The sequence below is a fragment of the Gracilibacillus ureilyticus genome (genome assembly GCF_900111195.1).
Taxonomy (GTDB): domain Bacteria; phylum Bacillota; class Bacilli; order Bacillales; family Amphibacillaceae; genus Gracilibacillus; species Gracilibacillus ureilyticus.
The window spans coordinates 18,611-44,364 of record NZ_FOGL01000017.1 but is presented as its reverse complement, the minus strand read 5'-3'; the positions used below and the strand labels follow the sequence as shown (position 1 = coordinate 44,364).

The following is a 25,754-nucleotide window of genomic DNA, read 5'->3' as shown; positions in this document are numbered from 1 at the left end:
CTTATACAAGTAAAAAAGCAAAATTACTGTTAATTTTTATTTACATTTCTTAATATTCCCTTAACAAAATATATAGAAAGATATGAAAAAACCTCCCTAAACTCAGGGAGGTTTTTCATATTATTAACCCATATTTTTAATTAATTCATCTGCAAACTGAGAAGTTTTTACTTCTGTTGCTCCATCCATGAGACGAGCAAAGTCATATGTTACAACTTTGGAACCAATTGTTTTGTCCATTGATTGAACGATTAAGTCTGCTGCTTCTCTCCAGCCAAGGTGTTCAAGCATTAATACACCAGAAAGGATTACTGAAGATGGATTTACCTTATCAAGACCAGCATATTTAGGTGCAGTTCCGTGAGTTGCTTCAAAAATCGCATGTCCAGATTCGTAGTTAATGTTCGCACCTGGCGCAATACCAATTCCACCAACCTGTGCTGCTAATGCATCAGAAACATAATCACCGTTTAAGTTCATTGTTGCTACTACGTCAAATTCTTTTGGACGTGTAAGAATCTGTTGAAGGAAAATATCTGCAATTGCATCTTTCACGATGATTTTGCCAGCTGCTTCTGCTTCAGATTGCGCCTTGTCAGCTGCCTCGCGCCCTTTATCTTCAACAATCTTGTCATATTCAGCCCAAGTAAATACTTTATCACCGTATTCTTTTTCTGCTAGCTCATAACCCCAGTTTTTGAATGCACCTTCAGTAAATTTCATAATATTACCTTTATGTACTAAAGTAACACTCTTACGGCCTTCTTTAATCGCATAATCGATTGCTGCACGAACAAGTCTACTTGTTCCTTCTTCGGATACTGGTTTCACACCGATACCGGAAGTTTCAGGGAAACGGATATTCGTTACACCCATTTCGTTTTGTAAGAAGTCAATTACTTTTTTCACTTCGTCAGAACCTTTTTGCCATTCGATACCTGCATAGATATCCTCTGTGTTTTCACGGAAGATAACCATATCAGTATCTTCAGGGCGTTTAACCGGAGAAGGAACACCTTCAAACCAGCGCACTGGACGAAGACATGTAAATAAATCAAGTTTTTGGCGTAATGCTACGTTTAAAGAGCGGATACCGCCACCGATTGGAGTTGTAAGAGGTCCTTTAATAGCAATTTTATATTCGCGAATAGCGTCTAATGTCTCTTCCGGAAGCCATTCTCCTGTTTGGTTATATGCTTTTTCACCAGCAAGGACTTCTTTCCATTCAATACCTTTTTCACCATTATACGCTTTTTCAACCGCTGCTTCTAACACGCGGCTTGCAGCTGCCCAAATATCCGGACCTGTTCCGTCTCCTTCGATAAATGGAATAATTGGTTTATTAGGTGTCTGCACCTTACCATTTTCTACTGTGATTTTTTCTCCCATTCTTCAATTCCTCCTAATTTCAAATTCAATAACATTATAGCATGTATAGCAAAACTAGACGAATCAGAAAGTAGACAAAGTGATCCGTCATCGTTTTCACTCCAGATTAACGCTCGTTAATGTCTACATATTCCTGTTTTTGCGGGCCAACATATTCAGCGCGCGGACGAATTAAACGATTGTTCTCGTATTGTTCCAATATGTGTGCGATCCAGCCGGAGAAACGGCTCATTGCAAACATCGGTGTATATAGATCATGCTTAATTCCTAAACAATGGTAGACAGAAGCAGAATAAAAATCAACATTTGCCGGCAACCCTTTTTCCGCCTTAATATACTCCTCGATTTGTACCGACATTTCATACCATTTTTCCATACCATGAAGTTCGGTTAATTCTTTCGACATTTTCTTTAAGTGTTTTGCACGCGGGTCGCCTGTTTTATAGACACGGTGTCCCATCCCCATAACCTTTTCTTTTTTAGACATTTTATCTTTTACATATGGAATGGCGTTTTCAACTTCACCAATTTCAAGCAGCATTTTCATAACTGCCTCATTCGCACCTCCATGAAGAGGGCCTTTCAATGCACTGATTGCCGCTGTAATTCCTGAGTACATATCAGATAATGTTGCGACACATACGCGTGAAGTAAATGTAGATGCATTTAATTCATGGTCAGCGTGAAGTACCAATGCTTTATTAATTGCCTCTTCTTCCAATTCTGATGGCACCTCACCATTCAGCATATAAAGGAAATTTGCTGCATAACTCAGTCCTTCTTTTGGTTGAATCGGATCTTTTCCATCACGTACTCTTGAGAATGCTGTAACGACTGAAGCAACTTTCGCTTGCAGCCGGATGGCCTTTCGCTTGTTTGCTTCTTCACTCATGTTATCTGCTTCTTCATCGTAAAGTCCAAGTAACGAAATGGCAGTACGTAATGCACCCATTGGGTGTACTTTATGTATTTCATATGACTTAAAATGGTCAATAATTCCAGATGGAATAGCCATATTATTATATAAGTCTTGTTCAAGCTGTGCTAATTCTTCTTTATTTGGAAGACGTTTATTCCATAATAAAAAAACAACTTCTTCAAAACTAGCATTCTCAGCAAGGTCATCAATCGTATAACCTACATATGTAAGCTGATCATCAATAATCGAACTTATCTTTGTGTCTGCTGCAACTACCCCTTCAAGTCCTTTCGTTGTTGACATAACATCTCTCTCCTTTTCATATCCATTTTCAATATTTTCTTATCCTCAAAAGCTTTCACCTTAGGTGCTCTTGAACATCCCCATGCTTATTATAAACAAAGAAAATTAGATAGTAAATGAAAACGATTAAATTTAAGCATATAATCTTTCTATTTGCATAGCTTGTACTAACAAGGCAACAGGAACACATATAGTATGTATACACCATAAGGAAAGCTTTTCCCCATAACCATCTTAACATAATCTATTACTATTTGAAAAATATCTAAGTTACTTTCATGAGAGGATATATAAGATGAACTTTTCTAAGGAAACAATCATTCGGTTTACAGTTTTATTAGCTATATTTATTACTTTTTTCCTACTTATCTACACTTCTGTTCAATTTTTATTTCCGTTTCTGCTAGCATGCTTTTTTTCCCTTCTGCTTTATCCGTTCATACAATTAGTAAAATCCACTTTTCATTTTAACCATACAGCAGCATGTGTGACTGTTCTTCTATTTACTATCTGTTCGATTGTTTTATTATTTGCCTTTATCGTCTTTGAAATTATTGACGGAATCATCTATTTAGCGAAGTGGCTGCCTGGTCCATTTCAAGCATTTCTGGTAGAGCTGTCAGGAAAGATAAATGATTGGTTGCTGCCTTTACTAAATAAAATGAACAGTTATATGGACAGTTTAACCCCTGAACAGAATGCACTTATGAAGGAGCAGCTTGATGAGATCAGTATTAGTTTTGCAGATCAGTTTGCTGCCTTTTTGGAAAAATTGCTTAGTTCAATTGGTGAGCAATTAACTGCATTGCCTGGCACAATGACTATTATCATATTTTCTTTACTATGCACCTTTTTCATTTGTAAAGACTGGCCGAAGTTTACCCTTTGGGCCAAAAGCAGGATGGGTTCCTCTGTATATCTTCTTCCATTGAAAATATACGATCAATTAAAAATTACTTTATTAAAATATATTAAAGCTCAGTTTCTTCTTGTAAGTATCTCTTTTATTACGATATTAATCGGACTGATGCTGTTAAGGATGGAGCATGCCCTTACGATTTCTGTGATTATATCCGCTTTGGACCTTTTACCGATACTTGGTACAGGAGTTGTTTTCATTCCCTGGGCTTTTTACTTATTTTTAAGCGGGCAGGACATCTTAGCACTTTTCCTGGCTGGATTGTATTTACTTATAATAATTCAGCGGCAAATTCTGGAACCAAAACTGATCTCAGATGCACTTGGAATTCATCCGCTATTAACAATATTAGCCGTCTATTTAGGTTATCAGCTTTTTGGTATGAATGGGCTCTGGGCTGGACCACTTATCCTTTTTCTGGGTAATGCAACCCATCAGGCAAAGCTATTTTTAACGGTAATACATTTTTTAAAAACAGGAAAGGTTAACGTCGATAAATCATAAACCGCCCATTTTTCATCATTTGGTGAAGAGTCTTTTTAATGAGCTCTTTTATCGGCCGTCTCGTACTAGGGATTAACAGAACAAAGCCAATTGCATCTGTTATAAACCCTGGTGTCAACAAAACTATGCCTCCGATCAGGATGCAAATACCATCAAAAATCTCCTCTTGAGGAGCCCTGCCGGCTTGCATAGCATGCTGTGCTTTTCTAAAAGTATCAAGCCCTTGTCTCTTAGCTAACCACGCACCTATAATTCCTGTAAATATAATTAACAGGACAACCCACCATGGACCAATTTGCCCGCCAGCCCAGATCATTACACCAATCTCTAATGCAGGCATAATCAAAATTGCTAAAAAGATCCATCGAAACATGTAACACCTCTCCCTTCCTTTTATAACCAACTTACACCCTGGCAGTATATGCTACAGAGAAGATTGCTTTATGTGAGGATTAACAGTATACCATGTTAACTTAATCCCTAATAAGCAAAAGAGAAGCAGGAGATGAATTTTCCTGCTTCTCAATTATAACATTAAAGTACGCTGGCATGCCCTGAGTAGATATCACCTTTATGTGCATCTATTGTAATATCCTGACCATCCTCTATAAGTTCAAGTGCCTTTTCTACCCCTACAATTACAGGGATACCAAGACTTAGACCAACAACCGCTGCATGCGATGTTAAGCCGCCTTCTTCTGTAATAATCCCGGCAGCTTTTTCGATTGCCGGTATCATGTCTTTATCAGTGCCATATGTGACAATAATATCATCCTGCTGAACTTTTAATTTCGCTTCTTCTGCATCTTTTACGATCACTGCTCGTCCATATGCACTGCCTTTTCCAACACCCTGACCTTTAGCAAGCACATCCCCAATAACATGAATTTTCATTAGGTTGGTTGTCCCGCTTTCGCCTACAGGTACACCAGCAGTTATGATGACACGGTTTCCACGTTTAAAATGTCCAGTCTCCAAGCCTCTTTCGATTGCTTCCTCTAACACATCATCTGTTGTATGAAGTAAGTTGCCGACGATTGTTTCTACACCCCATACAAGAGCAAGTCTTCTGCTTACTTGTTCATTAAATGTCATTGCAATGATTGAAGCTTCCGGGCGGTATTTAGAAATCATACGTGCAGTAAATCCGCTGACAGTTGGTGTCAGAATTGCATCAACGTTCAGGTTCATTGCAGAGTGATTGACAGATTGACTAATCGCATCCGTAATTGTCATATCGGTAGCTTTGGAACGTGCATCCAATACTGCTTTATGATTAATTGCTGTCTCTGCTTTTTTCGCAATATTACTCATCGTCAATACTGCTTCAATTGGATAGTCTCCTGCTGCTGTTTCTCCTGAAAGCATGATAGCATCTGTTCCATCAAATATGGCATTCGCAACATCTGATGCTTCCGCTCTTGTTGGACGAGGATTGCGCTGCATAGAATCAAGCATCTGAGTCGCTGTAATAACAGGCTTACCTGCATTGTTACATTTTTGGATCATTTCTTTTTGTACTAATGGCACATCTTCAGGAGGAATTTCCACACCTAAGTCACCACGTGCTACCATTAATCCATCACTTACCTGCAGGATAGCATCAAGATTATCGACACCTTCCTGGTTTTCAATTTTAGGGATAATCTGAATATGTGTTGCATTGTTTTCTTCTAATAATCCGCGTATTTCCAATACATCTGATGCACGGCGCACGAAAGAAGCAGCGATAAAGTCTACCCCTTGCTCGATACCAAATTTTATATCAGCAGCATCTTTGTCAGTGATTCCCGGTAATTTCACACTAACATTCGGTACATTAACACCTTTTTTGTTTTTTAACAGACCAGAATTTAATGCAACTGTTTTTAACTCATTTTGATCTTTCAGTACTTCAACTACTTCCAGAGCAATCAGGCCATCGTCCAATAACAATTTGGAGCCTGGTTCTACATCATGAATCAATTCAGGATAAGTAACACTGATTCTTTCCGCACTTCCTTCAATTGTTTCATCCATCGAAACATAAACAGTGTTTCCTTTAATAATTTCTGCTTTTCCGTCTTTCAATACCCCTGTTCTAATTTCAGGACCTTTTGTATCTAGTAAAATTGCTACTGTCTTACCTAGTTTCTTTGCTGCTTTACGAATATTTTCAATTCTGGCACCATGTTCTTCAAAATCACCATGGGAAAAATTTAGTCTCGCTACATTCATACCTGCTTCTATTAATTGTTCCAGTTTATCAATTGCTTCAGATGCAGGTCCAATTGTACATACTATTTTTGTTCTTCTCATTACTACTTCCTCCTTCGGTTTTCTTGCATGTATGTATTGCATACCAATCTAGCATAAGAGCTAGATTGATAATTGATTAGATAAGTTATACATATTCATATTTACTGCATGTTTCTGCTTCAAAATATCAGCAATGTCATGGCTTACTACAAGGTTATTTTGAATACCAACCATACGGCCGCCAATACCGTCCATAAGTAAATCTACCGCTTTTGCACCAAGACGGCTTGCTAATACACGGTCATAGCCTGACGGGGACCCGCCTCGCTGAATATGTCCAAGAACCGTAACACGCGTTTCCATACTTGTTTCCTCTTCAATTCTTTTCCCATACTCCAAACCGCTGCCGACACCTTCAGCTAAGATGATAATACTGTGCTTCTTGCCACGTTCCTGGCCGCGTTTCAATTTCGCTACAACACTTTCGAAGCTTTCTTTCTCTTCTGGAATTATGACACTTTCTGCACCATTTGCTAAACCTGCCCACAGTGCTAAGTCCCCAGCATCTCTTCCCATTACTTCAATCACATATGTACGCTCATGTGAGGTAGCCGTATCTCTAATTTTATCTACAGCATCTACAATCGTGTTTAATGCTGTATCGAAACCAATTGTATAATCAGTTCCTGATATATCATTATCGATGGTTCCCGGCACACCAACACAAGGGAATCCTTTTTCAGTCAATTTGGCTGCACCGCGAAAGGATCCATCGCCACCAATGACAATAAGCCCTTCAATTCCAAACTTCTTCATTTGTTCGATCGCCTGCTGTTGACCTTCATCTGTTTTGAACTTTTCAGATCTTGCAGAATAAAGGATTGTTCCACCACGCTGGATAATATCGCCAACAGATCCAAGCTCCATTTTTTTAATGTTGCCTTCCATAAGACCTTCATATCCGTTGTACACACCAAAGACTTCCAAATTGTGATATATAGCCTTACGAACAACTGCACGAACTGCTGCATTCATTCCCGGTGCATCTCCACCACTTGTTAAAACGCCGATTTTTTTCATTATGTCACCTCTTTTTCAAAATAAAATGTCCCTATTCATTTCTCCCCATTTTACTTGTATTTTAAACAAGTGTATCCAATAATGATTATACATGAAATGCAAGTTAATCTCACGTTTTTCCTTATTAATTTGTATATTTCGCTGAATGCGGACAATTTAACCCGCCAAATTCTTTTAGTCACAGAAAAAAGCACCTTCCAGCATATTAGAAGATGCTTTTTCTTTTATGCTTTTACTGATTCATTAACTTCGCCGATTTTTTTATATTTTATCCAGCGCTGTTCAAGTAAACCGGCTGAATCAAGTGCAGCCAATTCCTCTAAAGAATTGCTCAGTACTTTACGGATGTTCTCTGCCTGCAATTCAATGTTACGGTGAGCACCACCTAAAGGTTCTTCAATTACTTCATCAATTACTCCTAAGTCCTTTAAGTCCGGTGCGGTAATTTTAAGCGACCTTGCTGCACGCTCTGCCTGCTTTGCATCCTTCCATAATAAGGCAGCAGCACCTTCAGGAGAAATAACAGAGTATGTAGAATTTTCCAGCATATGAATATGGTCACCTACACCTATACCAAGCGCTCCTCCGCTTCCTCCTTCACCAATTACAATACAGACAACCGGTACTTGTAGACCGGCCATCTCCATTAAATTACGGGCGATCGCTTCACTTTGACCCCGCTCTTCTGCCGCTTTACCTGGATATGCGCCTTTTGTATCAATAAACGTAATAACAGGTCTATTAAACTTCTCGGCTTGTTTCATATGACGCAATGCTTTCCGGTATCCTTCAGGGTGCGGCATTCCGAAATTACGGTCAATGTTTTCTTTCGTGTTTTTCCCGCGCTGTTGACCAATAACAGTTACAGGTTGGCCTTCGAACTTCGCAATACCTGCAACTACTGCTTCATCATCGCCGAAATAACGATCACCATGGAATTCAATAAAATCAGTAAATAATTGCGAAACATAATCAAGGCATGTAGGTCTATCGGTATGACGGGCAATCTGCACACGGTCCCACGGTTTTAATTTTCCGTAAATATCATTTTCAAGCTTGGCGAGTCTTGCTTCCATCTTCTCAATTTCCTCAGATAAATCAATTTCACTGTCTTTTGTAATCCGTTTTAATTCTTCTATCTTTTCCCGTAACTCAACTACCGGCTTCTCAAATTCCAGTACTTGCTTCATCTATTGCACCTCCCAACTGATGGATATCCAAAATCGTTGCAAGGGTGTCACGCATTTCAGAACGCGGTATAACTTTATCAATTTGTCCATGTGCTAATTGAAATTCTGCTGTTTGAAAATCATCCGGCAGCTTTTCCCTTATCGTTTGTTCGATAATTCTTCGACCAGCAAATCCAATCAGTGCACCAGGTTCAGCAAAATTATAGTCACCGATGGATGCAAAGCTTGCCGACACACCTCCAGTTGTAGGATTGGTCATTACAGAGATAAATAAACCATTTTCCTGATGCAGACGCTGAATAGCAATGGATGTTTTCGCCATTTGCATAAGGCTTAATATCCCTTCCTGCATTCTGGCACCACCTGAAGCAGTGAATACAATAATCGGTATCTGTTTCTCCCGGGCATTTTCAATTGCTCTAGTAATCTTCTCACCTACAACCGAACCCATACTTCCCATCCGGAATCGGGAATCCATTACAGCTATTGCTGCTCTGTTCCCTTTCACTGTTCCTTCTCCTGTTACAACTGCTTCATTTAAACCTGTTTTCACGCGGTCTTTTTCTAACTTTTCATCATATTGGGGAAAATCCAGTGGATTACCAGAGATTAATTCCTTATCCCACTCCGTAAAAGAATTTTCATCGAATAAGTGGTTAATTCTTTCATGGGCAGTGATTTGATGATGATGCCCGCAATCAGGGCAGACATACAAGTGTTTTTGCCATTCTTTCTGATAATATATTTTCTGGCAATGATTACATTTTTGCATTAATCCCTCAGGTACATCTTTTTTTGAGTTTTCACTGGGGATTGTTGCATATTTTCTCTTTTTCGCAAACAAATCTTTCAATTGCAAGGAATATTCCTCCTTTTTGAGTACATAGCTTGTACGATTAAGACAGTCATGTAAACATCGAAAGTCATACTTATGTATATGAATAATCTTTCAAAAAAACACAATTGAACATTAACTACTATATTATATCAGAAGGCTTCTTTATGTAAAGTAGAGTGAGAAGAGTGTTATCCTGCCATTATTCTTTCCGGAGGACGACATTCTCTACTCCCAACAGTTCTTTCAGTTCTTTGATCACATTCCAGCTTCCATCCAGATGATAAGAATGATCCAGTTTAAACAATTTTTTTTCTTCTTTTTTATATAAATAGATCGGGATTGATCCAGGATATTTCTTCGCGATAATGCTTATCTGCTCCATCATTTTCGTATCATGATTATCTTTCCAGTTAATAAATATTTTCCTGCTATTTGTTTTTTGCTTATCCATGTCTAGTTGTTCAGCCTTTTCTACGATTATTTGCTGTTTCCCGTTCCGTTCTTCCAGACGGCCTTCAACAAAAATAAAAGTTTCTTCCTGAAGCCAATGGTTAACTTGCCTGAAAATGTTCGGAAAAATAACGGCATCCAACTCATTCGTTTCATCAGCAATCGTCACGAATGCCATCGATTCTCCTTTTTTTGTCCGAATAACTCGAATTGCCTGAACAACTGCAGCGAGTTTAATCTTTCTCAATTTTGCTGAGAATGCCTCATCTATCGTAAGGTATCCAAGTTCTCTAACATTTTGGCGAATGGTTTGCAGCGGGTGATTGGAGACAAAGAAACCAATCACTTCCTGTTCCATCATCAGTTGCTTTATTGGAGGAAATGGCTCTTTCTCAACATAGGAAACATCCAATGATAAATCATCATCAAACAAGGAGAACTGGTCACTGAAATCTCCAAATAATTCTCCCTGTTCAATCGCATCATCCAGACTTGCAAGCAGGGTGGCACGATTGGAGTATGTTTCGTCAAATGCCCCTGCAAGAATAAGGGATTCAATAACATTTCGTTTCAGTTGACCAGGGATACGCAGGCAAAAATCGAATATATTTTTAAACGGAGCATTTTTCCTTGTAGTAAGTATGTCACGGGCTACCGTATATCCAATTCCTTTAATCACACTAAAACCGATTCGAATCGCATTACCTTCTACTCTGAATTTACCAATACTATTGTTAATAGATGGGGGTAATATGGGAATCCCCTGATTCTTTGCTTCTCTCATATACATTTGCAACTTCTCGACATTTCCTGTATGCATGCTGAGTACTTCAGCAAAGAAAACCAAAGGATGATTTGCTTTTAAATAAGCAAGCTGGTAGGCGATCATACTGTACGCAACTGCATGGCTGCGGTTAAAACCATAGTTGGAAAACCGGATAATCCAATCAAAAACTTTATCTGCAAGAGTTGCTTCATATCCATTTTCCATACACCCTTTTATAAACTTTTCTTTTTGGGCGAGAATCGCATCCTTTTCTTTCTTGCTTACAGCTCGTCTTAATAAATCTGCTTCTCCATATGAGAATCCAGCTAACTTATTCGCTATTTGCATAATTTGTTCCTGATAGATTAACACCCCATATGTTTTCTCCAGGATCGGCTTAAGGTCAGAATGAATGTATTCCACTTCTTCATAACCATTTTTCCTATTATTATATGTGGAGATAAATTGCATTGGTCCCGGGCGGTACAGAGCATTAACTGCAACGATATCCTCAAAATGACTCGGCTGCATTTCCCTTAACACTTGTTTCATCCCTTGTGATTCTAGTTGGAACACCCCATTTGTTCTTCCATTTCTCAGTAATGTAAAAGTATTCTCATCATTTAACGGGATTTTTCCCATATCAATGGATATTTTCTGTTTCCTTAATTGTTCAACAATCCGTTCAATTAATGTCAAATTCCGAAGTCCAAGAAAATCCATTTTCAATAATCCGACTTGTTCCAATTCTTTCATTGCATATTGCGTTAAGTTAATCTCATTCTGTGAAGGCATAATTGGTACGTGCTGTACAAGTTCCTGATCACTGATAATTACACCAGCAGCGTGTGTAGAGATATGTCTCGGCAAACCTTCCAGCCTGTTGGCAATTTTAAAATATTGTTTCAGTTTTTCGGACTGCTTGACATAATCAATCAATTCTCCGGATTGATTGACTAGTGTCGCCAGTTTAACATTTGAATCTTTTGGTAAAATTTTCAAAATATATTGTAAGTCACTATCTGGTATATCCATTGACTTTGCCAGTTCTCTTAAAACAGACCTTGCTGCAAATGTTCCAAATGTAACAATTTGGGCAACATGTTCCCTTCCATATTTATTTGCAACATATTGAATGACTTGATCCCGTTTTTCATCAGAAAAATCTATATCAATATCGGGCATTGTTACACGCTCAGGATTAAGAAATCTTTCAAATAACAAATCATATTCCAGTGGGTCCACATTGGTAATTCCGAGAATATATGCAACGAGTGAGCCTGCAGCCGAACCACGGCCTGGTCCAACCATAATCTTTTCTTTCTTAGCATATTGGATAAAATCTGCAACAATTAAGAAGTAATCGCTGAATCCCATCGAATGTATCACATCTAATTCGTAATTTAACCGGTCATAAACTTTATCTGTAATACTCTCATATTTATCCTTCAGTAATTCTTGACATAGATTTTCTAAATAATCATCTGCATTTTTATTACCAGGGAGAGGGAATTTAGGTAATAAGCGCTGATTCTCCGGTAAATTCAGTTTGCATTTGATTGCTATTTGATTCGCCTGATCAATCAATTCCGGCCATTCCCTAAAGGCGTACTGATGTTCCGCCCCTGTTTCCAAATGTAAACCATCAAACTTATCGGAATGTTGGTCATTCCGCTTTTCCCCATGAGCCATTGCCTGGAAGTAGCTGAAAGCCAGTGAATCCTGATGATAGATATACCTGACATCTGAAATGGCCACTGGCCGCGCCGGGAATTGCTGCAAGCTTTCTCTCACTACCGGCCATAAATGTTGCTGTTTTGCAGTGACCCCAAAGAAAATGGGCAGTTGCTCCATTACCCTCTTAAAAGGGGTCAATCGATTTATATGAAATTCATTTCCACTAATAAGTGACTCTGTTTTTACAATAAAAAAAAGCCCCTCTGTCATTGCCAGTTCTGAAAATGTTTGAGCTTCTCCCTGCTGGACCGCTGTACTTATTCTTAACAGATGGTGATATCCTTCTTCATTACGTGCAAGAATAATCATCATAACAGGGGGCTCTTCGCTATTTGTTCTTATGGGAATTTCCAGTCCGATTATTGGTACAATTCCAGCTTTTTTACATGCATTATAAAAAGAAATAGCACCATGTAACACACCTTCATCTGTTAAGGCTAAGTGCGTGTACCCTAATTTTTTCGCTTGCTGGACTAATTCATCAATTTGAACCATACTTTTAAGCAAACTGTAGCCACTTTTAATGTGCAATTGCGTGAAAGGCATGTTTCTTCACCTACCGATCTTTCTTCTCTTTTATATTATACCCGAATATGTGCTCTTATGAAATTAAGAAACATATACAGCAAGACACAGCCATATATTTTAATAGAATAATAAGTTTCCAAAACTCAATGTTTTTCCATAACAATGTACAAGCACGCCGAGATAAGGAGGATTTTCATGGAGGAACGGTTCTTTGCAACAATGATTCAATGTTATTTTATAGCATTTGGAGTGATGATTGGCGGTTCATTAATAGGCAGTGTCGGCTCATTTGCAACAGGAGAACCGCCTTTCACACAAATGAACAGAATCGCTAGAGGATTGCATATTTGGGCAATCGTAGCTGCAATCGGCGGAACGTTTGATGCGATCTCCAATCTGGAAAGAGGGCTCTTGGACGGCTCGACAATTGATATGGTTAAACAAATTATATTGATAGTCATAGCAATGGGTGGTGCACAAACCGCGCTTTTAATTATAGAATGGTTAATCCAGGAGGAAATTGAATAATGCACATTCCTCCATTATATAAACGACCTGGATGGCAGCGGTTTTTAGCAGGTTCAGTAATAGGTGCTTTTATTGCCTATTTTATCTTTGTTTTTATGTATGGTGAAATGCAGGAAAAATGGATTGAAGAAAACCTTGCATTACGTGGAGAGCTTCTCGAATTGAAGGAAACTCATAATGCACTGGTAGAGAATCACCGCCTCCTTGATGAACAGGCGAAAGAAGGAATAGAAATAAAAGAAATCACTATCCAGTTTACAAATTTAGAAACATTTAAAATAGAGCATGACCGGATTATGATCCAGCAGCTGAATGAAGCTGTAAAACAAGAGGCAAATCAGATGATTGGGTTAAATTTAGACCAAATATCCAACAGTACAGATTTACTTATACGCGCAATAGAAAATAAAACAATTATTATAGATGATTTTAAGTTTCGAGCAAAAGTAAGAAAAATGATTGTTACGGAAACATTGCAGTTATCAATTGAACTGAGTAAGGGCGATTAGAAGGAAGCACACCATCTCTTTTCAGGTGTGCTTCTTTTATTATTTTTGTGCACAAACATGCTCAAGATCATTTAGTAAATCCTCTACAGTATCCCAGCTATGTATTTTGGCTCCTGATGCGAGCGGATGTCCTCCGCCCTCATATTTTGCAGCAATTTCATTAATGACAGGCCCATTAGAACGAAGTCTGACACGGATTACATCATCTTCCTCCACAAAAATTGCCCATGCCTTCATCCCTTCAATATCTCCTAACACACCAACAATGGCACTTGTTTCATTCGCAGTGACATCAAATCTCTGCAAGATATCTTTTGATAACTTTACATGGCTAACTCCAGCTTCTGTCACTTCCACATTTTGCAGCACATAGCCTTTTAATCTGGCCATCTTCAGGTTTGTTTTATACATATGCCGATACATTGCGGTCCGGTCAAAATTGTATTCAACTAATTCTGAGGCGATTTGAAAAGTGCGGTTGGATGCACTTGGATATAAAAATCTTCCAGTATCACCGACTATCCCTGCATATAATAAAAATGCACCCCTGTCAGTTAATACCAGTCCTTGATCTTTTTCTTCCTGATATAACGTATAGATCATTTCACTTGTTGAGCTTGCAGAAGTATCTACCCATAAAACATCTCCATAAGCGTCGTTGTTCGGATGATGATCAATTTTAACGATTTCTTTTCCATTTTGAAAGCGTTGATCTGATACACGCTCCTGATTGGCTGTATCGCAGACTATTACTAATGCATCTTCAAACACAGAATCAGCAACCTGATCCATAACGGCGAAATATGTTAACCATTCTTCTTCTTCCCCTACCACATAAACTTTCTTAGATGGAAAAGAAGCTTTAATGATTTCTGCCAGGCCGTTTTGTGAACCGTAAGCATCCGGATCCGGGCGAACATGGCGGTGGATGATAATCTTATCATATGTTTTAATTTTTTCCATAATTGCTCTCGTGTTCATCATAATCCTCCAATTGTATTCATTTTCAACATCATTTACTAAATATTTTACTAGCATTTCATCTTACAAAAAGGTACAATGAGTTTCAGATTATCCAATCTTATTATAGCACGGTTAGGAGGTCAACGATTGGTTATTTTTCCAATAGTTATCGTCGTTTCCTTTATATTATATGTGTATTATAAAGTAATGATTATTCGAAGTGCAGATCCGTTAATTCAGGAGATTACCAATGCGAAGGCACGTCTATCACTTGGTTTTTGTATTAGTTTCTTTGGTGTGAATCAATACTTATTTTATGAGACACAGTTAGCTTTATTTATTGCGATTCTTTTCTTTATTATTGGCGGACTTCAAGGATATGCCGGCTGGAAACGATATCACCATTATAAGTCAGAATTTAATAAGAGAGAAACTGCCAGTGTATAATTACTGGCAGTTTTTCGTTTTCAGCAAAAATTATTTTAACGGTCGATTAACTGCGCCATCAACATTGCTTTACCAACCATTTTCCGTTCATGGTAAACTTCCACATCTATCTTCGCAGATTTTCTGCCAATATCAATTATCTTTGGCTGAAAAACAACTTTTGTTTCCAGTTGAATTGGTTTAATAAAATAGACAGTAATATTTTCTACGACTAAGTCGCCTTTTTTCTGTTGGCGCAGCAAACTGCTTGCTGCTTCAATTACAAATGATACGAAGACACCATTTGACAATGTTCCTAACTGATTCGTCATTTGGGGTGTAATTTCTGCCTCAAATGTTGTTTTATGAGGATCATTGGTTGTATGTTCGAAGTAATTGGAAACAATATCATCAATCGTTTCACCAACCTGTGGCTGCTTTTGGATATGCTGCAGTGCTTTCAAAACATCCTGTCTTGAAATTAATCCTTCTAAATGATGATGCTGGTCAACAACCGGCATAATTTCGATCCCTTCCCATACCATCATATGTGCGGCATATGCAAGCGAAGTTTCCTTCATAACAGTCAGCGGATTTTTTGTCATTACCTTCTCTATCCGCATTTCTTCTTTTTTACCAATCACGTCTTTCGATGTTACAATACCTACCACTTTTTTCTTATCATCCACAACAGGGTATCTGCTATGTGTTGTTTTTTCTTCCCATTCGTGCCATTTAGATACGGTATCTTTTGTTGATAAATAGTAAGTTTCCTCATCTTTTGTATAAATATCCCCAACAAGGACGATTTCCTTTTTAATTAACTGGTCATAGATTGCCCTGTTAATCATAGCAGCAACGGTAAAAGTATCATAACTGGTTGAAATTATCGGCAGTTTCTTTTCATCTGCTAACCTCTTGGCGTTCTCATCTGTATCGAAACCACCTGTGATTAACACAGCAGCCCCTTCTTTTAAAGCTAACTCATGGGCTTCTGTTCTGTTACCGACAATTAATAAGGAATCTTTCTCGGTATAACGCATCATGGCATCAAGCTTCATTGCTCCTATTACGAACTTATTTAAGGTCTTGTAGAGTCCCTCTCTTCCGCCTAAAACTTGCCCATCAACAATACTGACAATTTCTGCAAATGTTAAATTTTCAAAGTTCTCTTTTTGTTTTCGTTCAATTCTGATTGTCCCCACACGCTCTATTGTACTAACCAAACCTTTATTCTCTGCTTCTTTAATTGCTCTGTATGCGGTACCTTCACTAACATGCAGTTCTTTAGCAATTTGTCTAACAGATATTTTGTTGCCTACTTTTAAAGATTCGATAAAAGACAATATTTGTTCATGTTTTGTAGCCAATAGTAGCTCACCATTCTTTCATCTGTACTAATAAATATATATATATTGTTATTATACAGTTACAGGCAGTAATATTCAATTTATTGTTACAATAATATGGAATATTGCATTTAATAATCATACTGTTTTATATTAAATGAAAGCACTGTATCAATATGAATTTATGGACACAGGGACAGAATTGCTGACTTCGAATGTTTATGTGCCAATTACTATGTATCTCCAACCTCTAATAAAAGTCAGTATTAAAAATAATATCGATTATGTATTTTATTGGTTCTATTTTAGGGTGGAACACATTGATATGTCCCACCCTCATTAATTACTATAAAGTTATGGATTCACCTGGTTGGAGAGCTATTCCTTCTCCTGGTTTTACATTCCGTGCGAAAGCATCTCCGTCCTGTTCAATGAGCGGAAAAGTATTATAGTGGATCGGTACAACCTTCTTAGCTTTTACCCATTCAGCTGCCAATAATGCATCATCAGGGCCCATTGTGAAATTATCACCAATTGGCAGAAAAGCAAGGTCAATATCATTCATATCGCCAATCAGCTTTAAATCCGAGAAAAGCGCTGTATCTCCTGCATGGTAAACAGTTTTCTCCTCGGCATAGAATAATATCCCGCCAGGCATACCTCCGTATATTTTTTCACCATTTTCATCAGTAAACACGGAGCCATGAAACGCCGGTGTGTACTTTACTTTGCCGAAATCAAACTCGTGTGCTCCGCCGATATGCATCGGATGGGCATTAAGTCCCCTTGATTCCATATATACCGCTAACTCATTCGGTGCAACTATTAAACAATTGCTTCGTTCTGCAATACTGATTGTATCTCCGACATGATCATTATGACCATGAGTAAGCAGGATTACATCAGGATTTTCATCTTCTGCTTTTAAATCACACAAACTGTTGTCCGTAATAAAAGGATCGATTAGAATCGTATATTCTTCTGTAACAATTTTAACGACAGATTGACCATGATAAGAAATTTTCATAAAAAAACACTCCTACATTTTAATATGATCTATCTCATTTATACCCATTATCCACGGGAGTTAAAACGTCATCTGTTTAATAATATTTCCAGGAATTCTCATAGATTGGAATGAGAATAGGGTCGATCAATGTATTAACCTCAGCGTTTAATCCACTGTCACCCTCATCTTTGCCGAAATATGTTAAACTGCCCAACATATCTGTTTCCAAATATTCTGTATCCACGTTTTTGATCTCCAGTCCGTCCACATTAATTTCCTCCCGACTTGCTAACACAAATCCCCAATTTCCAAAACTCGGGATGTCCACATGGAAATTCTCAACATTCATTCCTGTTGCTTCTACTGTATTGGAAATTGTCCAATATACTTCCCGGGCAAAAACAGGACTCGTTGCTTGAATCATTGCTGCACCATCAGGTTCCAGATGATTGCGGACTAGAGAATAAAATTCTTTGGTATACAGCTTGTTTAAACTTTCATTATTCGGGTCAGGAAGGTCAACAATAATAACATCATACCATGTATCATTATTTTCCAAATATTCAAAGGCATCTCTGTTAATAACTTGTACCCGTTCATCCTTCAATGCGCCTTCATTTAATGCCAGTATGTGCGGGTTTGTGTTCGCGAACTCAATGACAGCAGGGTCTAAATCAACGAGCGTGACCTGCTCGACTTCCTCATATTTTAGTAATTCTCTAGCCCCTAAACCGTCACCTCCACCCAACACTAATACAGATTCCGGATCAGCCGCTTGTGCCATCGGAATGTGTACGAGCAACTCGTGGTACCTGTGCTCATCAACTGAGCTGAATTGTAAACCTCCATCAAGGTAAAGGCGCACATCATCCTCCTGCTTTGTTACAACCATTTTCTGATACTGGGTTTGTTCATAATAGATAATTGGATCTGTATATATTTTCTGTTCAAACCCGTTTGCCATTCTTTCACCAAAAAATAATCCAAATACTAGCAGTAAGGCAATAGCAATACCGGCTAAACCGTGAAGCATCACATTCTTCAATTCTTTTCTAAACAAATAGAGTACAATTAATGCGACAGTTAAGTTAATCAATCCGACGAAGAATGCACTTTTAACAATGCCAAGCTGAGGTCTTAGAAAAAAAACAAATAACAGACCACCAATCAACCCGCCTGCATAGTCAGAGAACAAAACCCTTGCTGTACTCTTCTCGAGAGTTACACCAATTTCATTCGCTTTACGGATTAATATAGGAAGTTCTACCCCTGTCAGAGCACCAACCACCAGTGTGATAAAGTAAAGAAATACCGCATCTGCACCCGGTGATCCAAAAGCGGTCATCCCAAACATTAGAAAGCTTGAAAAGCCGCCAATCAAGGCAACAAAAAACTCAATGTAAATAAATGATAAAATCAATTTTTTCGTAACTTTTTCACTAAGGCTGGCGCCAATCCCCATCCCTGTTAAAAACAAAGAAATGGTTAATGTGTACTGTTTTACCCCATCACCTAAGATGTAGGAACCTAATGCACCGAATAATACTTCGAAAACTATTCCGCAAATGGAAACAATTCCGGATGCCCAATAGATAAAATAACTCTGCCTTTCTTTCAGTTTGTCCATTTTTGCCACTCCAAGTTTCTTTCGCAAATTTTTTATTAATCAGGCTTCAATATAAGAAGAACCTGGTCAATAAGCCTGACCAGGTTCAAGAGGTATCATGTGATCGAAGCACCGATCACAAAAGCAAGCCCTACGGAAACACCGAATGAGATAATCCCCACAGCGATATTTTTCTCCTTCAGCTGCTCTTCCACTGAAAACTTTCTTGTGACTAATTCAAAGATCAGGTATGCAATCATTTGCAGAATGACACCATATGCCCCCCAGATCAACGTCTCCCAAACTGTTATACTGTTATAGATCGCAAAAGCCAGGATAATACAGATACCAATGATCTTACCTGCAATAGACAGAGCAATTGCCTGATTCCCTTTCTTAATCTCATCCCAGTCTTTATACTTTGTAGTTAACCATTCAAAAATCACTAAGCCTATCAGAACAATAATAATTGCTGCAATAAAATAAATAAATGTTGATATAAAAGCGTCCATTATTAATAAATCCCTCCTTTAATTACTTACCACTACTTGTTCCGCCCCCACGGAATGAAGACATACCCCTGCTTGTTGAATTCGTTGTTTTGCCTTTATTATAAGACTGACTTGAAGTATACCCCCCGTAACAACCGCCTGATTGACAGGCTGATCGTCTCTTTTTCCCCCAATCATCCACATCCAGCACATCGTCTAATATCCTGATTGCAAAATATGTTGAAAGAAAATTAGGAGAATAGTTATTGCGGACAAATTCATCTGTCGCAACCTCAATAAATACGACATCATTTAATTCTTCACTTTCTTTTAAGATCACAAAGTAATCAGGATAAATCATTATTTGCTGATTATCTATATAATCACTTATCTCATCCGGTCTGTCTATTTCTTCTAGCAGGCCTGCAAGCTCCTTAACTTCAAATTTATCCGTTGCATAAATATTAGCTGTAGTATTTTCACCATTTGCAGTGTCTACAAAAGGAAAATTGTTTGCAATTAATTTATCAACTTCTGTTGTATTACCAGTTTTCAACTGAGAAATTATTTCTTCTTTCGATTCTTCTGTTTGCACATCTTCTATGCTAACCGAAGAAGATCCGTCAAATGCAGATAAATTGTCAAACTGATCCTGGCCACACCCAGCTAACAAAATGCAAAGAAATAAGCTGCTAAAAATCAGTAGATGTTGTCTCACTAACTCACCTCCTCTATTTCATATGCTATGTAAACAAAAGAAAGAACCTCATAAAATGGAAGGCTCTTTCCTAAGTGTTTTACTCATTGTGTGTTATTCTTTGCCCATTTTCTTTTTCAGTGCAGCCAGTTCATCATCTACACCGCTGCTTTTATCCAATTCTTCAAATTCATCATCAAGACTTTTGCTTGCAGATGATAAGTCTTCACTCGTTTCTGCTTCTGCCTCAAATCGAAGAACTTTTTCCTCCATACGCTCAAATCCACGCTTGGAATCATCATTTCCAATATTGGACATAGCACGATTCATTTTGGTTCTCGTTTTAGCAGACTCCGCACGTGCTTTTAATGCATCTTTCTTCAACTGCATTTCCTGGTATTCTTTCTTCATCTCATCTAACTTTTCACGCAGCTGATCTGCATCATTTTTTGCACGTTCCCATGATTCCAGTAACATATTTGCCTGTTGTTCCTGGCTTTTCTTATCTTCTAATGCACGTCTTGCCAATTCATCATTTCCTGCTTCGATCGCTTTTTCAGCTTGTGCCTGACGTTTATCAACAAGAGCTTTCGCATCATCTGCTTTACGCTTTAACATTTTTTCATTGGCAATTTGTTTTGCTACTGCTGTTTCCGCTTCACGGATATCTGACTCCATCTCACGCATAAACTGATCTAGCATTTTTACTGGATCTTCCGCTTTGTCCAACATTGAATTAAGCTCTGAACTCACAACTGTTTTTACTCTTTTAAAAAATTGAAACATTTTTATATTCCTCCTTAATTTGTACCTGCAATAATTTTTATTTCAAATGATTGGATCGGATAGCCGTAACTTGCTTCGACTTCACTTCCCCAATCTTCCAAACTGATAAAATGTTCTTCACTGTCATCACAGTACTCAGTATACTTCATTACCTGGCCTGTCAGGTTGCTGCTTCGGCCTTCTCCGCGAATGTTCGCCTGCCCGCTCTCATCTAAGTAATAGGTGATGCCCTCATATTCAAAACGCTTTGGATAAGAACTGGCTTCAGGCAACTGAATTCGTTTGTAAATACCTAACTCAAGTTCATCATCCATTTCTACTGCTAACCATAGCGTATCACTCTCACCTAGTAATTGGTAGCTAATCCATTCATAATTACCTTGTCTATAGACAATTTTCCCAACTACCTCGTAATCGGAGAGATCATATTCGATTATATCACCTACCTTGATGGACAGCGGGTCACGTTTTGCCACAGTTGGCTTCTCTTTCTTTTTAGAGAAAAGTCTTGAAAAAAACCCCAATTGGTGCACCTCTTTTCTTTCATTTGATTCCAATTATCGAAGTAATCTCCATATAAACGAGTTGTTACTATTATGTACGATCATGATTCAACAAAGGTTTCAAAATCTTTTAAAAAAATTATATTAACGATTTTGATGGATCACATCCAGCCCGCCATTTACATCAATCACAGTACCTGTAATCATGTCTGAGTTATCCTCACATAAGAATACTACAGTCCTTGCGATATCCTCCCCTGTGCCAGAACGACCAATAGGTGTCTGGGAATCATCTGCTTTACGGCTTTCATCAATCGTTGCTTCTTTCATTTTTCCCGTAATATCACCAGGTGAAATCATATTTGCTGTTATCCCGTTTTCTGCTTCTTCATATGCTATTGATTTGGTTAAAGAAACCAGCCCTACTTTTGCCGCTGCAAATGCAGACCGCTTTATCCATCCGCTGGCATTCGCTGCACCTTGAAATCCATATGTAATAATCCTGCCAAACTTTTTTTTGCGCATCATCGGGATTGTACGTTTTAGTAAATAAAAGACACTGCTCAAGTTGCCATGCACCATTTCTTCCCATTCTTCTTCTGTATGGTCCAATAATTTTTTCCTGTCAAAAATAAATGGCCCCGCATTGTTGATAAGATAATCAATCGTTCCATATGCAGCAACAGCCTCGTCGAGAGCATTTTCCAGTGAATGTTTATTACAGACATCTGCCTGCACGATATGCAGCGGGTAACTTTCGTAATTATCTTTCAGCTGTTTCGCTCTTTGTTCATCGCGAAAGTATGTGACCGTAACAGAATGACCTTTTTCCAGCATTGCTTCAGTAACCTTTTTGCCAAGTCCTTTTGTTCCGGCTGTGATAAATGCATGACCCATCTTTATACCTCCTGACTAAAAGAAATAACTACCTATCTATCGTACAATAAGGTTACTTTTTTTTCTATAATTAGCAGTAGGGAAAATGAAAAATTATTGTAAACATCCTTCCATCTCCATGTTGTTTTTAAAAATCAAAGTTGTGGAATATAAAAATCAAGGGAGATTTTTGTGAAAACAAAGGTAATGTAAACGGATACATGTTATAATGGAATTATAAGAGAGGAGTGATCATCATGGCATTCGAATATCATCGTATTCTTGTTGCTGTCGATGGTTCAGATGCATCAGAATTAGCTTTTAAAAAAGCTGTGGATATTGTCTTAAGGAACAACGCTAAACTGTTTCTCGTTCATGTAATTGATACACGAACGATTACAACTGTAGCACCGGAAGTGTATGACCAGACTCTGGCAGCACGTTCAGAAAATTATGCACAGACACTGTTGCAGGAATATAAAACAAAAGCGAGTAAAAATGGTGTAGCGAATATTGAGACACATGTTGAAATAGGTTCCCCTAAAATAAAAATACCAAAGGATTTAGCAAAAAAATTTGATGCTGATTTAATTATATGCGGTGCTACCGGGATGAATGCAGTAGAACGATTTTTGATAGGAAGTGTTTCAGAGAGCATTACCCGTTACGCTAAATGTGATGTACTTGTAGTACGCAGTTAAAAAAAGGCTTTCTCCATTTATTAGGAGAAAGCCTTTTTTTCCAGCTATTATGTTAACCTGATAACGTCTCTTGCAATCATTACTTCTTCATTTGTAGGAATAATAATTACTTTTACTGGTGAATGCGGGTAATTAATAAAAGTTTCTTTACCGCGAATGTTATTGAGTTTTGGATCCCAATACACACCCATAAATTCTAATCCTTTTAATACACGTTCTCTTATCGTGATACTGTTTTCTCCTACTCCGGCTGTAAAAATAATGGCATCTACACCATGCATCCTTGCCGCATAAGAACCGATATATTTATGAATACGTTCCGCAAATACTTCTAATGCTAATTCCGCACGGTGATCTCCTGCATCTGCTTTTTCCTGAATATCGCGAAGGTCACTGGAGAAACCAGACAGCGCAAGCATCCCGCTCTTCTTATTCAATACATTCATTACTTCACCAGCTGACTGGCCTGTCTTCTCCATAATATATGGAATTAATGCAGGGTCGATATTCCCTGATCGGGTACCCATCGTTACACCAGCTAATGGTGTGAATCCCATGGATGTATCAATCGACTTTCCACCTTCAATTGCTGCAATACTCGCTCCATTACCAAGGTGACATGATAATAAGCGTAACTGATTAAGTGGTACACCCATTAATTCAGCTGCACGCTCTGATACATATTTATGTGATGTCCCATGAAATCCATATTTCCGGATTCCATACTTTTCATAATATTCATATGGCAGGCTGTAAAGATATGACTCTTCCGGCATTGTCTGGTGGAATGCCGTATCAAAAACTGCTACCGCTGGTACTTCTGGAAATACATCAAGGAATGCACGAATCCCTGTTAAGTTAGCAGGATTGTGTAACGGTGCTAGTTCTGATACTTCCTCAATTTCTTCAATAACTTTTTCATCTATTTTTACAGAGTCATTGAATTTTTCTCCACCATGAACCACACGGTGACCCACGCCATCAATTTCATCAAGACTTTTGATTACTCCAGTCTGTGTAAGTTTGTCCAACAGCAGTTTTACTGCCTGTTCATGATTTGGTATATCCTCTGTTACCTGGTCCTTCGTTTCATTGAATTCAATTGTAAAGATAGAATCGTTGATCCCTATTCTCTCTATTAATCCTATCGCCAGTACTTTTTCCTCCGGCATCTCCATCAATTGAAATTTTAATGATGAACTACCAGCGTTTATTGCTAATATTTTACGCAATATATTCCATCCTTTCGTTCCTCTTTTTCCTTTATATGATTAATGAAAATAAACATTCCCAATTCCATTTAAACATCGTCAGATCAAGTTTGCAACAGAGATCTATGATGATACCGTTTCCTTCCTAAAAATTTATATTTTCAGATTATTCTTTACTTTCAGACTTAAACCACGCATCAATCTTTCTTAACATATGATAAGTTTTATCCGCATCTTTAAATGATGGCAATTGTGCCATTAATGCCTGCTTCGGCGCTTTTGTATCCGGACCTTTCTTCTGAAGAATAAAAATACTTTTTGCATGTTTTTCTGATGCAAACATGGATAATGGCAGCTGCAATAAACTAACAATATGTGTATGCTTGTGTAAAAAATTATGCAGTTGTTCACTCTGATCACTGGTAAATAAAAAATTTGGGATCAGAAACAGTAAATACCCACCATCCTTTGTGTAAGTTAAACTTTGCTCAATAAACAGATGGTGTGAATAAGAGTGACCTTCTTCCGCTTTCAGTTCATATTTCATCGCCTGAACATCGTCCGGATAATAGCCAACAGGTAAATCTCCGATTGTTACATCTACCGGTTCCAATAAAAGTGGTGTTAAACTATCCTGGTGGAAAAATTCAATTGATTGCTCTTGCAGGTTAGCACTTTCTACCGCTAACCGAATTAACGTTGAATCAATTTCACTTCCGTACCCTTCTACATCTGCTTCCACCTGATTCATAACAGCTGTAAGTAAATTCGCTGAACCACTCGCAGGATCAAACAGTCGAAATTGTTTTTTATTTTCCATTAATTTCTGGATAAAGTAGCCAATAAACATCGCTACAGAATCTGGTGTAATAGTGTGCTGCGGTTGTGTAGAGCCTTTCATCCCCTTAATAAGTGCTAATTGAATCGTTTTACGGATCTGTTCACTTGTACCCTTTTCCTTATCCATCATCTCTGCCAGATCATTTATTTTATTTTTCTGCTTATCTGTTATACCCTCATTTTGCCCGCCGTTCATTTGATGCATTACTATTGCTAAACCTTCTAAGTATGTTAGATCATGTGAGTTCTGGACATCTATTGTTAATGAATCTAATTGTTCAAAAGCTTTTTCTACTGAAAATTCCATAATTTCTCCTCCACCTTTTCTTGCCTTTTTCATCAGTAAATGAAATCCACTGCCTATTATATTATGAAGGCAGTGGATTTCAAAGTCTACT

At 38.0% G+C, this 25,754-nt stretch carries 24 protein-coding genes; 5 read left to right on the top strand and 19 right to left on the bottom strand.

Going from position 1 to position 25,754, the window contains the following annotated elements:
- Window positions 1-123: 123 nt before the first annotated feature.
- Together icd and citZ are read right to left on the bottom strand one after the other, a co-directional pair.
- On the bottom strand, window positions 124-1,389 hold the full coding sequence (icd, locus tag BMW36_RS15350) for an NADP-dependent isocitrate dehydrogenase (RefSeq protein WP_089742702.1): 1,266 nt from the start codon (window positions 1,387-1,389) through the stop codon (window positions 124-126).
- Between the two features lie 106 nt (window positions 1,390-1,495).
- Window positions 1,496-2,611: a citrate synthase gene (gene citZ / locus BMW36_RS15345; RefSeq protein WP_089742700.1), complete on the bottom strand. Its 1,116-nt coding sequence runs from the start codon at window positions 2,609-2,611 to the stop codon at window positions 1,496-1,498.
- 295 nt (window positions 2,612-2,906) lie between these two features.
- Between citZ and ytvI the strand changes: the two genes are divergently transcribed.
- Window positions 2,907-4,034, top strand: coding sequence for a sporulation integral membrane protein YtvI (ytvI, locus tag BMW36_RS15340; protein ID WP_089742698.1), 1,128 nt, complete (start codon window positions 2,907-2,909; stop codon window positions 4,032-4,034).
- Here ytvI and BMW36_RS15335 read toward each other — a convergent pair.
- From BMW36_RS15335 to dnaE, 6 genes are all read right to left on the bottom strand, one after another.
- Window positions 4,015-4,407, bottom strand: coding sequence for an FxsA family protein (locus tag BMW36_RS15335; RefSeq protein ID WP_089742696.1), 393 nt, complete (start codon window positions 4,405-4,407; stop codon window positions 4,015-4,017). The genes ytvI and BMW36_RS15335 overlap by 20 nt on opposite strands.
- A 161-nt stretch (window positions 4,408-4,568) precedes the next feature.
- A complete protein-coding gene (gene pyk, locus BMW36_RS15330) occupies window positions 4,569-6,332 on the bottom strand; it encodes a pyruvate kinase (protein ID WP_089742694.1) in 1,764 nt (587 codons plus the stop codon).
- Window positions 6,333-6,392: 60 nt separating this feature from the next.
- The gene (pfkA, locus tag BMW36_RS15325; RefSeq protein WP_089742692.1) at window positions 6,393-7,352 is read right to left on the bottom strand and encodes a 6-phosphofructokinase; all 960 of its coding nucleotides are present in this window, start codon (window positions 7,350-7,352) and stop codon (window positions 6,393-6,395) included.
- 224 nt (window positions 7,353-7,576) lie between these two features.
- Window positions 7,577-8,542, bottom strand: coding sequence for an acetyl-CoA carboxylase carboxyltransferase subunit alpha (locus BMW36_RS15320; protein ID WP_089742690.1), 966 nt, complete (start codon window positions 8,540-8,542; stop codon window positions 7,577-7,579).
- On the bottom strand, window positions 8,520-9,401 hold the full coding sequence (gene accD, locus BMW36_RS15315) for an acetyl-CoA carboxylase, carboxyltransferase subunit beta (RefSeq protein WP_089742688.1): 882 nt from the start codon (window positions 9,399-9,401) through the stop codon (window positions 8,520-8,522). The genes BMW36_RS15320 and accD overlap by 23 nt, the downstream gene beginning before the upstream one ends.
- Before the next feature lie 178 nt (window positions 9,402-9,579).
- On the bottom strand, window positions 9,580-12,879 hold the full coding sequence (gene dnaE, locus BMW36_RS15310) for a DNA polymerase III subunit alpha (RefSeq protein WP_089742687.1): 3,300 nt from the start codon (window positions 12,877-12,879) through the stop codon (window positions 9,580-9,582).
- 177 nt (window positions 12,880-13,056) lie between these two features.
- Here dnaE and ytrH point away from each other — a divergent pair, with 177 nt between their 5' ends.
- The gene (ytrH, locus tag BMW36_RS15305; protein ID WP_089742685.1) at window positions 13,057-13,389 is read left to right on the top strand and encodes a sporulation membrane protein YtrH; all 333 of its coding nucleotides are present in this window, start codon (window positions 13,057-13,059) and stop codon (window positions 13,387-13,389) included.
- Window positions 13,389-13,898 carry a sporulation membrane protein YtrI gene (gene ytrI, locus BMW36_RS15300; RefSeq protein WP_089742683.1) on the top strand — a complete coding sequence of 170 codons (510 nt, stop codon included), beginning with the start codon at window positions 13,389-13,391 and terminating at the stop codon, window positions 13,896-13,898. Before ytrH ends, ytrI begins: the two co-directional genes overlap by 1 nt.
- A 39-nt stretch (window positions 13,899-13,937) precedes the next feature.
- On the opposite strand, the gene BMW36_RS15295 is transcribed toward ytrI, so the two are convergent.
- On the bottom strand, window positions 13,938-14,882 hold the full coding sequence (locus tag BMW36_RS15295; RefSeq protein WP_425431953.1) for a DHH family phosphoesterase: 945 nt from the start codon (window positions 14,880-14,882) through the stop codon (window positions 13,938-13,940).
- Between the two features lie 126 nt (window positions 14,883-15,008).
- Here BMW36_RS15295 and BMW36_RS15290 point away from each other — a divergent pair, with 126 nt between their 5' ends.
- On the top strand, window positions 15,009-15,308 hold the full coding sequence (locus BMW36_RS15290) for a YtpI family protein (RefSeq protein WP_089742679.1): 300 nt from the start codon (window positions 15,009-15,011) through the stop codon (window positions 15,306-15,308).
- A 35-nt stretch (window positions 15,309-15,343) separates the two neighbouring features.
- Here BMW36_RS15290 and BMW36_RS15285 read toward each other — a convergent pair whose 3' ends face one another.
- From BMW36_RS15285 to BMW36_RS15250, 8 genes are all read right to left on the bottom strand, one after another.
- Window positions 15,344-16,657, bottom strand: coding sequence for a DRTGG domain-containing protein (locus BMW36_RS15285; protein ID WP_089742677.1), 1,314 nt, complete (start codon window positions 16,655-16,657; stop codon window positions 15,344-15,346).
- Window positions 16,658-16,982: 325 nt separating this feature from the next.
- The gene (locus BMW36_RS15280) at window positions 16,983-17,663 is read right to left on the bottom strand and encodes a metal-dependent hydrolase (protein WP_089742675.1); all 681 of its coding nucleotides are present in this window, start codon (window positions 17,661-17,663) and stop codon (window positions 16,983-16,985) included.
- Between the two features lie 76 nt (window positions 17,664-17,739).
- Entirely contained in the window at window positions 17,740-19,272 is a 1,533-nt protein-coding gene (locus BMW36_RS15275) for a polyamine aminopropyltransferase (RefSeq protein WP_089742673.1), read from the bottom strand.
- A 95-nt stretch (window positions 19,273-19,367) separates the two neighbouring features.
- Window positions 19,368-19,763: a DUF350 domain-containing protein gene (locus BMW36_RS15270; RefSeq protein ID WP_089742671.1), complete on the bottom strand. Its 396-nt coding sequence runs from the start codon at window positions 19,761-19,763 to the stop codon at window positions 19,368-19,370.
- Window positions 19,764-19,785: 22 nt separating this feature from the next.
- Window positions 19,786-20,460: a DUF4247 domain-containing protein gene (locus tag BMW36_RS15265; protein WP_245711710.1), complete on the bottom strand. Its 675-nt coding sequence runs from the start codon at window positions 20,458-20,460 to the stop codon at window positions 19,786-19,788.
- Window positions 20,461-20,553: 93 nt separating this feature from the next.
- A complete protein-coding gene (locus tag BMW36_RS15260) occupies window positions 20,554-21,225 on the bottom strand; it encodes a PspA/IM30 family protein (protein ID WP_089742669.1) in 672 nt (223 codons plus the stop codon).
- Between the two features lie 14 nt (window positions 21,226-21,239).
- The gene (locus BMW36_RS15255; protein WP_089742819.1) at window positions 21,240-21,749 is read right to left on the bottom strand and encodes a DUF4178 domain-containing protein; all 510 of its coding nucleotides are present in this window, start codon (window positions 21,747-21,749) and stop codon (window positions 21,240-21,242) included.
- A 123-nt stretch (window positions 21,750-21,872) separates the two neighbouring features.
- Window positions 21,873-22,625 carry an SDR family oxidoreductase gene (locus BMW36_RS15250; protein WP_089742667.1) on the bottom strand — a complete coding sequence of 251 codons (753 nt, stop codon included), beginning with the start codon at window positions 22,623-22,625 and terminating at the stop codon, window positions 21,873-21,875.
- 236 nt (window positions 22,626-22,861) lie between these two features.
- Between BMW36_RS15250 and BMW36_RS15245 the strand changes: the two genes are divergently transcribed.
- Window positions 22,862-23,305 carry a universal stress protein gene (locus BMW36_RS15245; RefSeq protein WP_089742664.1) on the top strand — a complete coding sequence of 148 codons (444 nt, stop codon included), beginning with the start codon at window positions 22,862-22,864 and terminating at the stop codon, window positions 23,303-23,305.
- Window positions 23,306-23,352: 47 nt separating this feature from the next.
- On the opposite strand, the gene BMW36_RS15240 is transcribed toward BMW36_RS15245, so the two are convergent.
- Together BMW36_RS15240 and BMW36_RS15235 are read right to left on the bottom strand one after the other, a co-directional pair.
- Window positions 23,353-24,537 carry an acetate kinase gene (locus tag BMW36_RS15240; protein ID WP_089742663.1) on the bottom strand — a complete coding sequence of 395 codons (1,185 nt, stop codon included), beginning with the start codon at window positions 24,535-24,537 and terminating at the stop codon, window positions 23,353-23,355.
- Window positions 24,538-24,682: 145 nt separating this feature from the next.
- On the bottom strand, window positions 24,683-25,663 hold the full coding sequence (locus BMW36_RS15235; RefSeq protein ID WP_175480488.1) for a class I SAM-dependent methyltransferase: 981 nt from the start codon (window positions 25,661-25,663) through the stop codon (window positions 24,683-24,685).
- Between the last annotated feature and the right edge of the window lie 91 nt (window positions 25,664-25,754).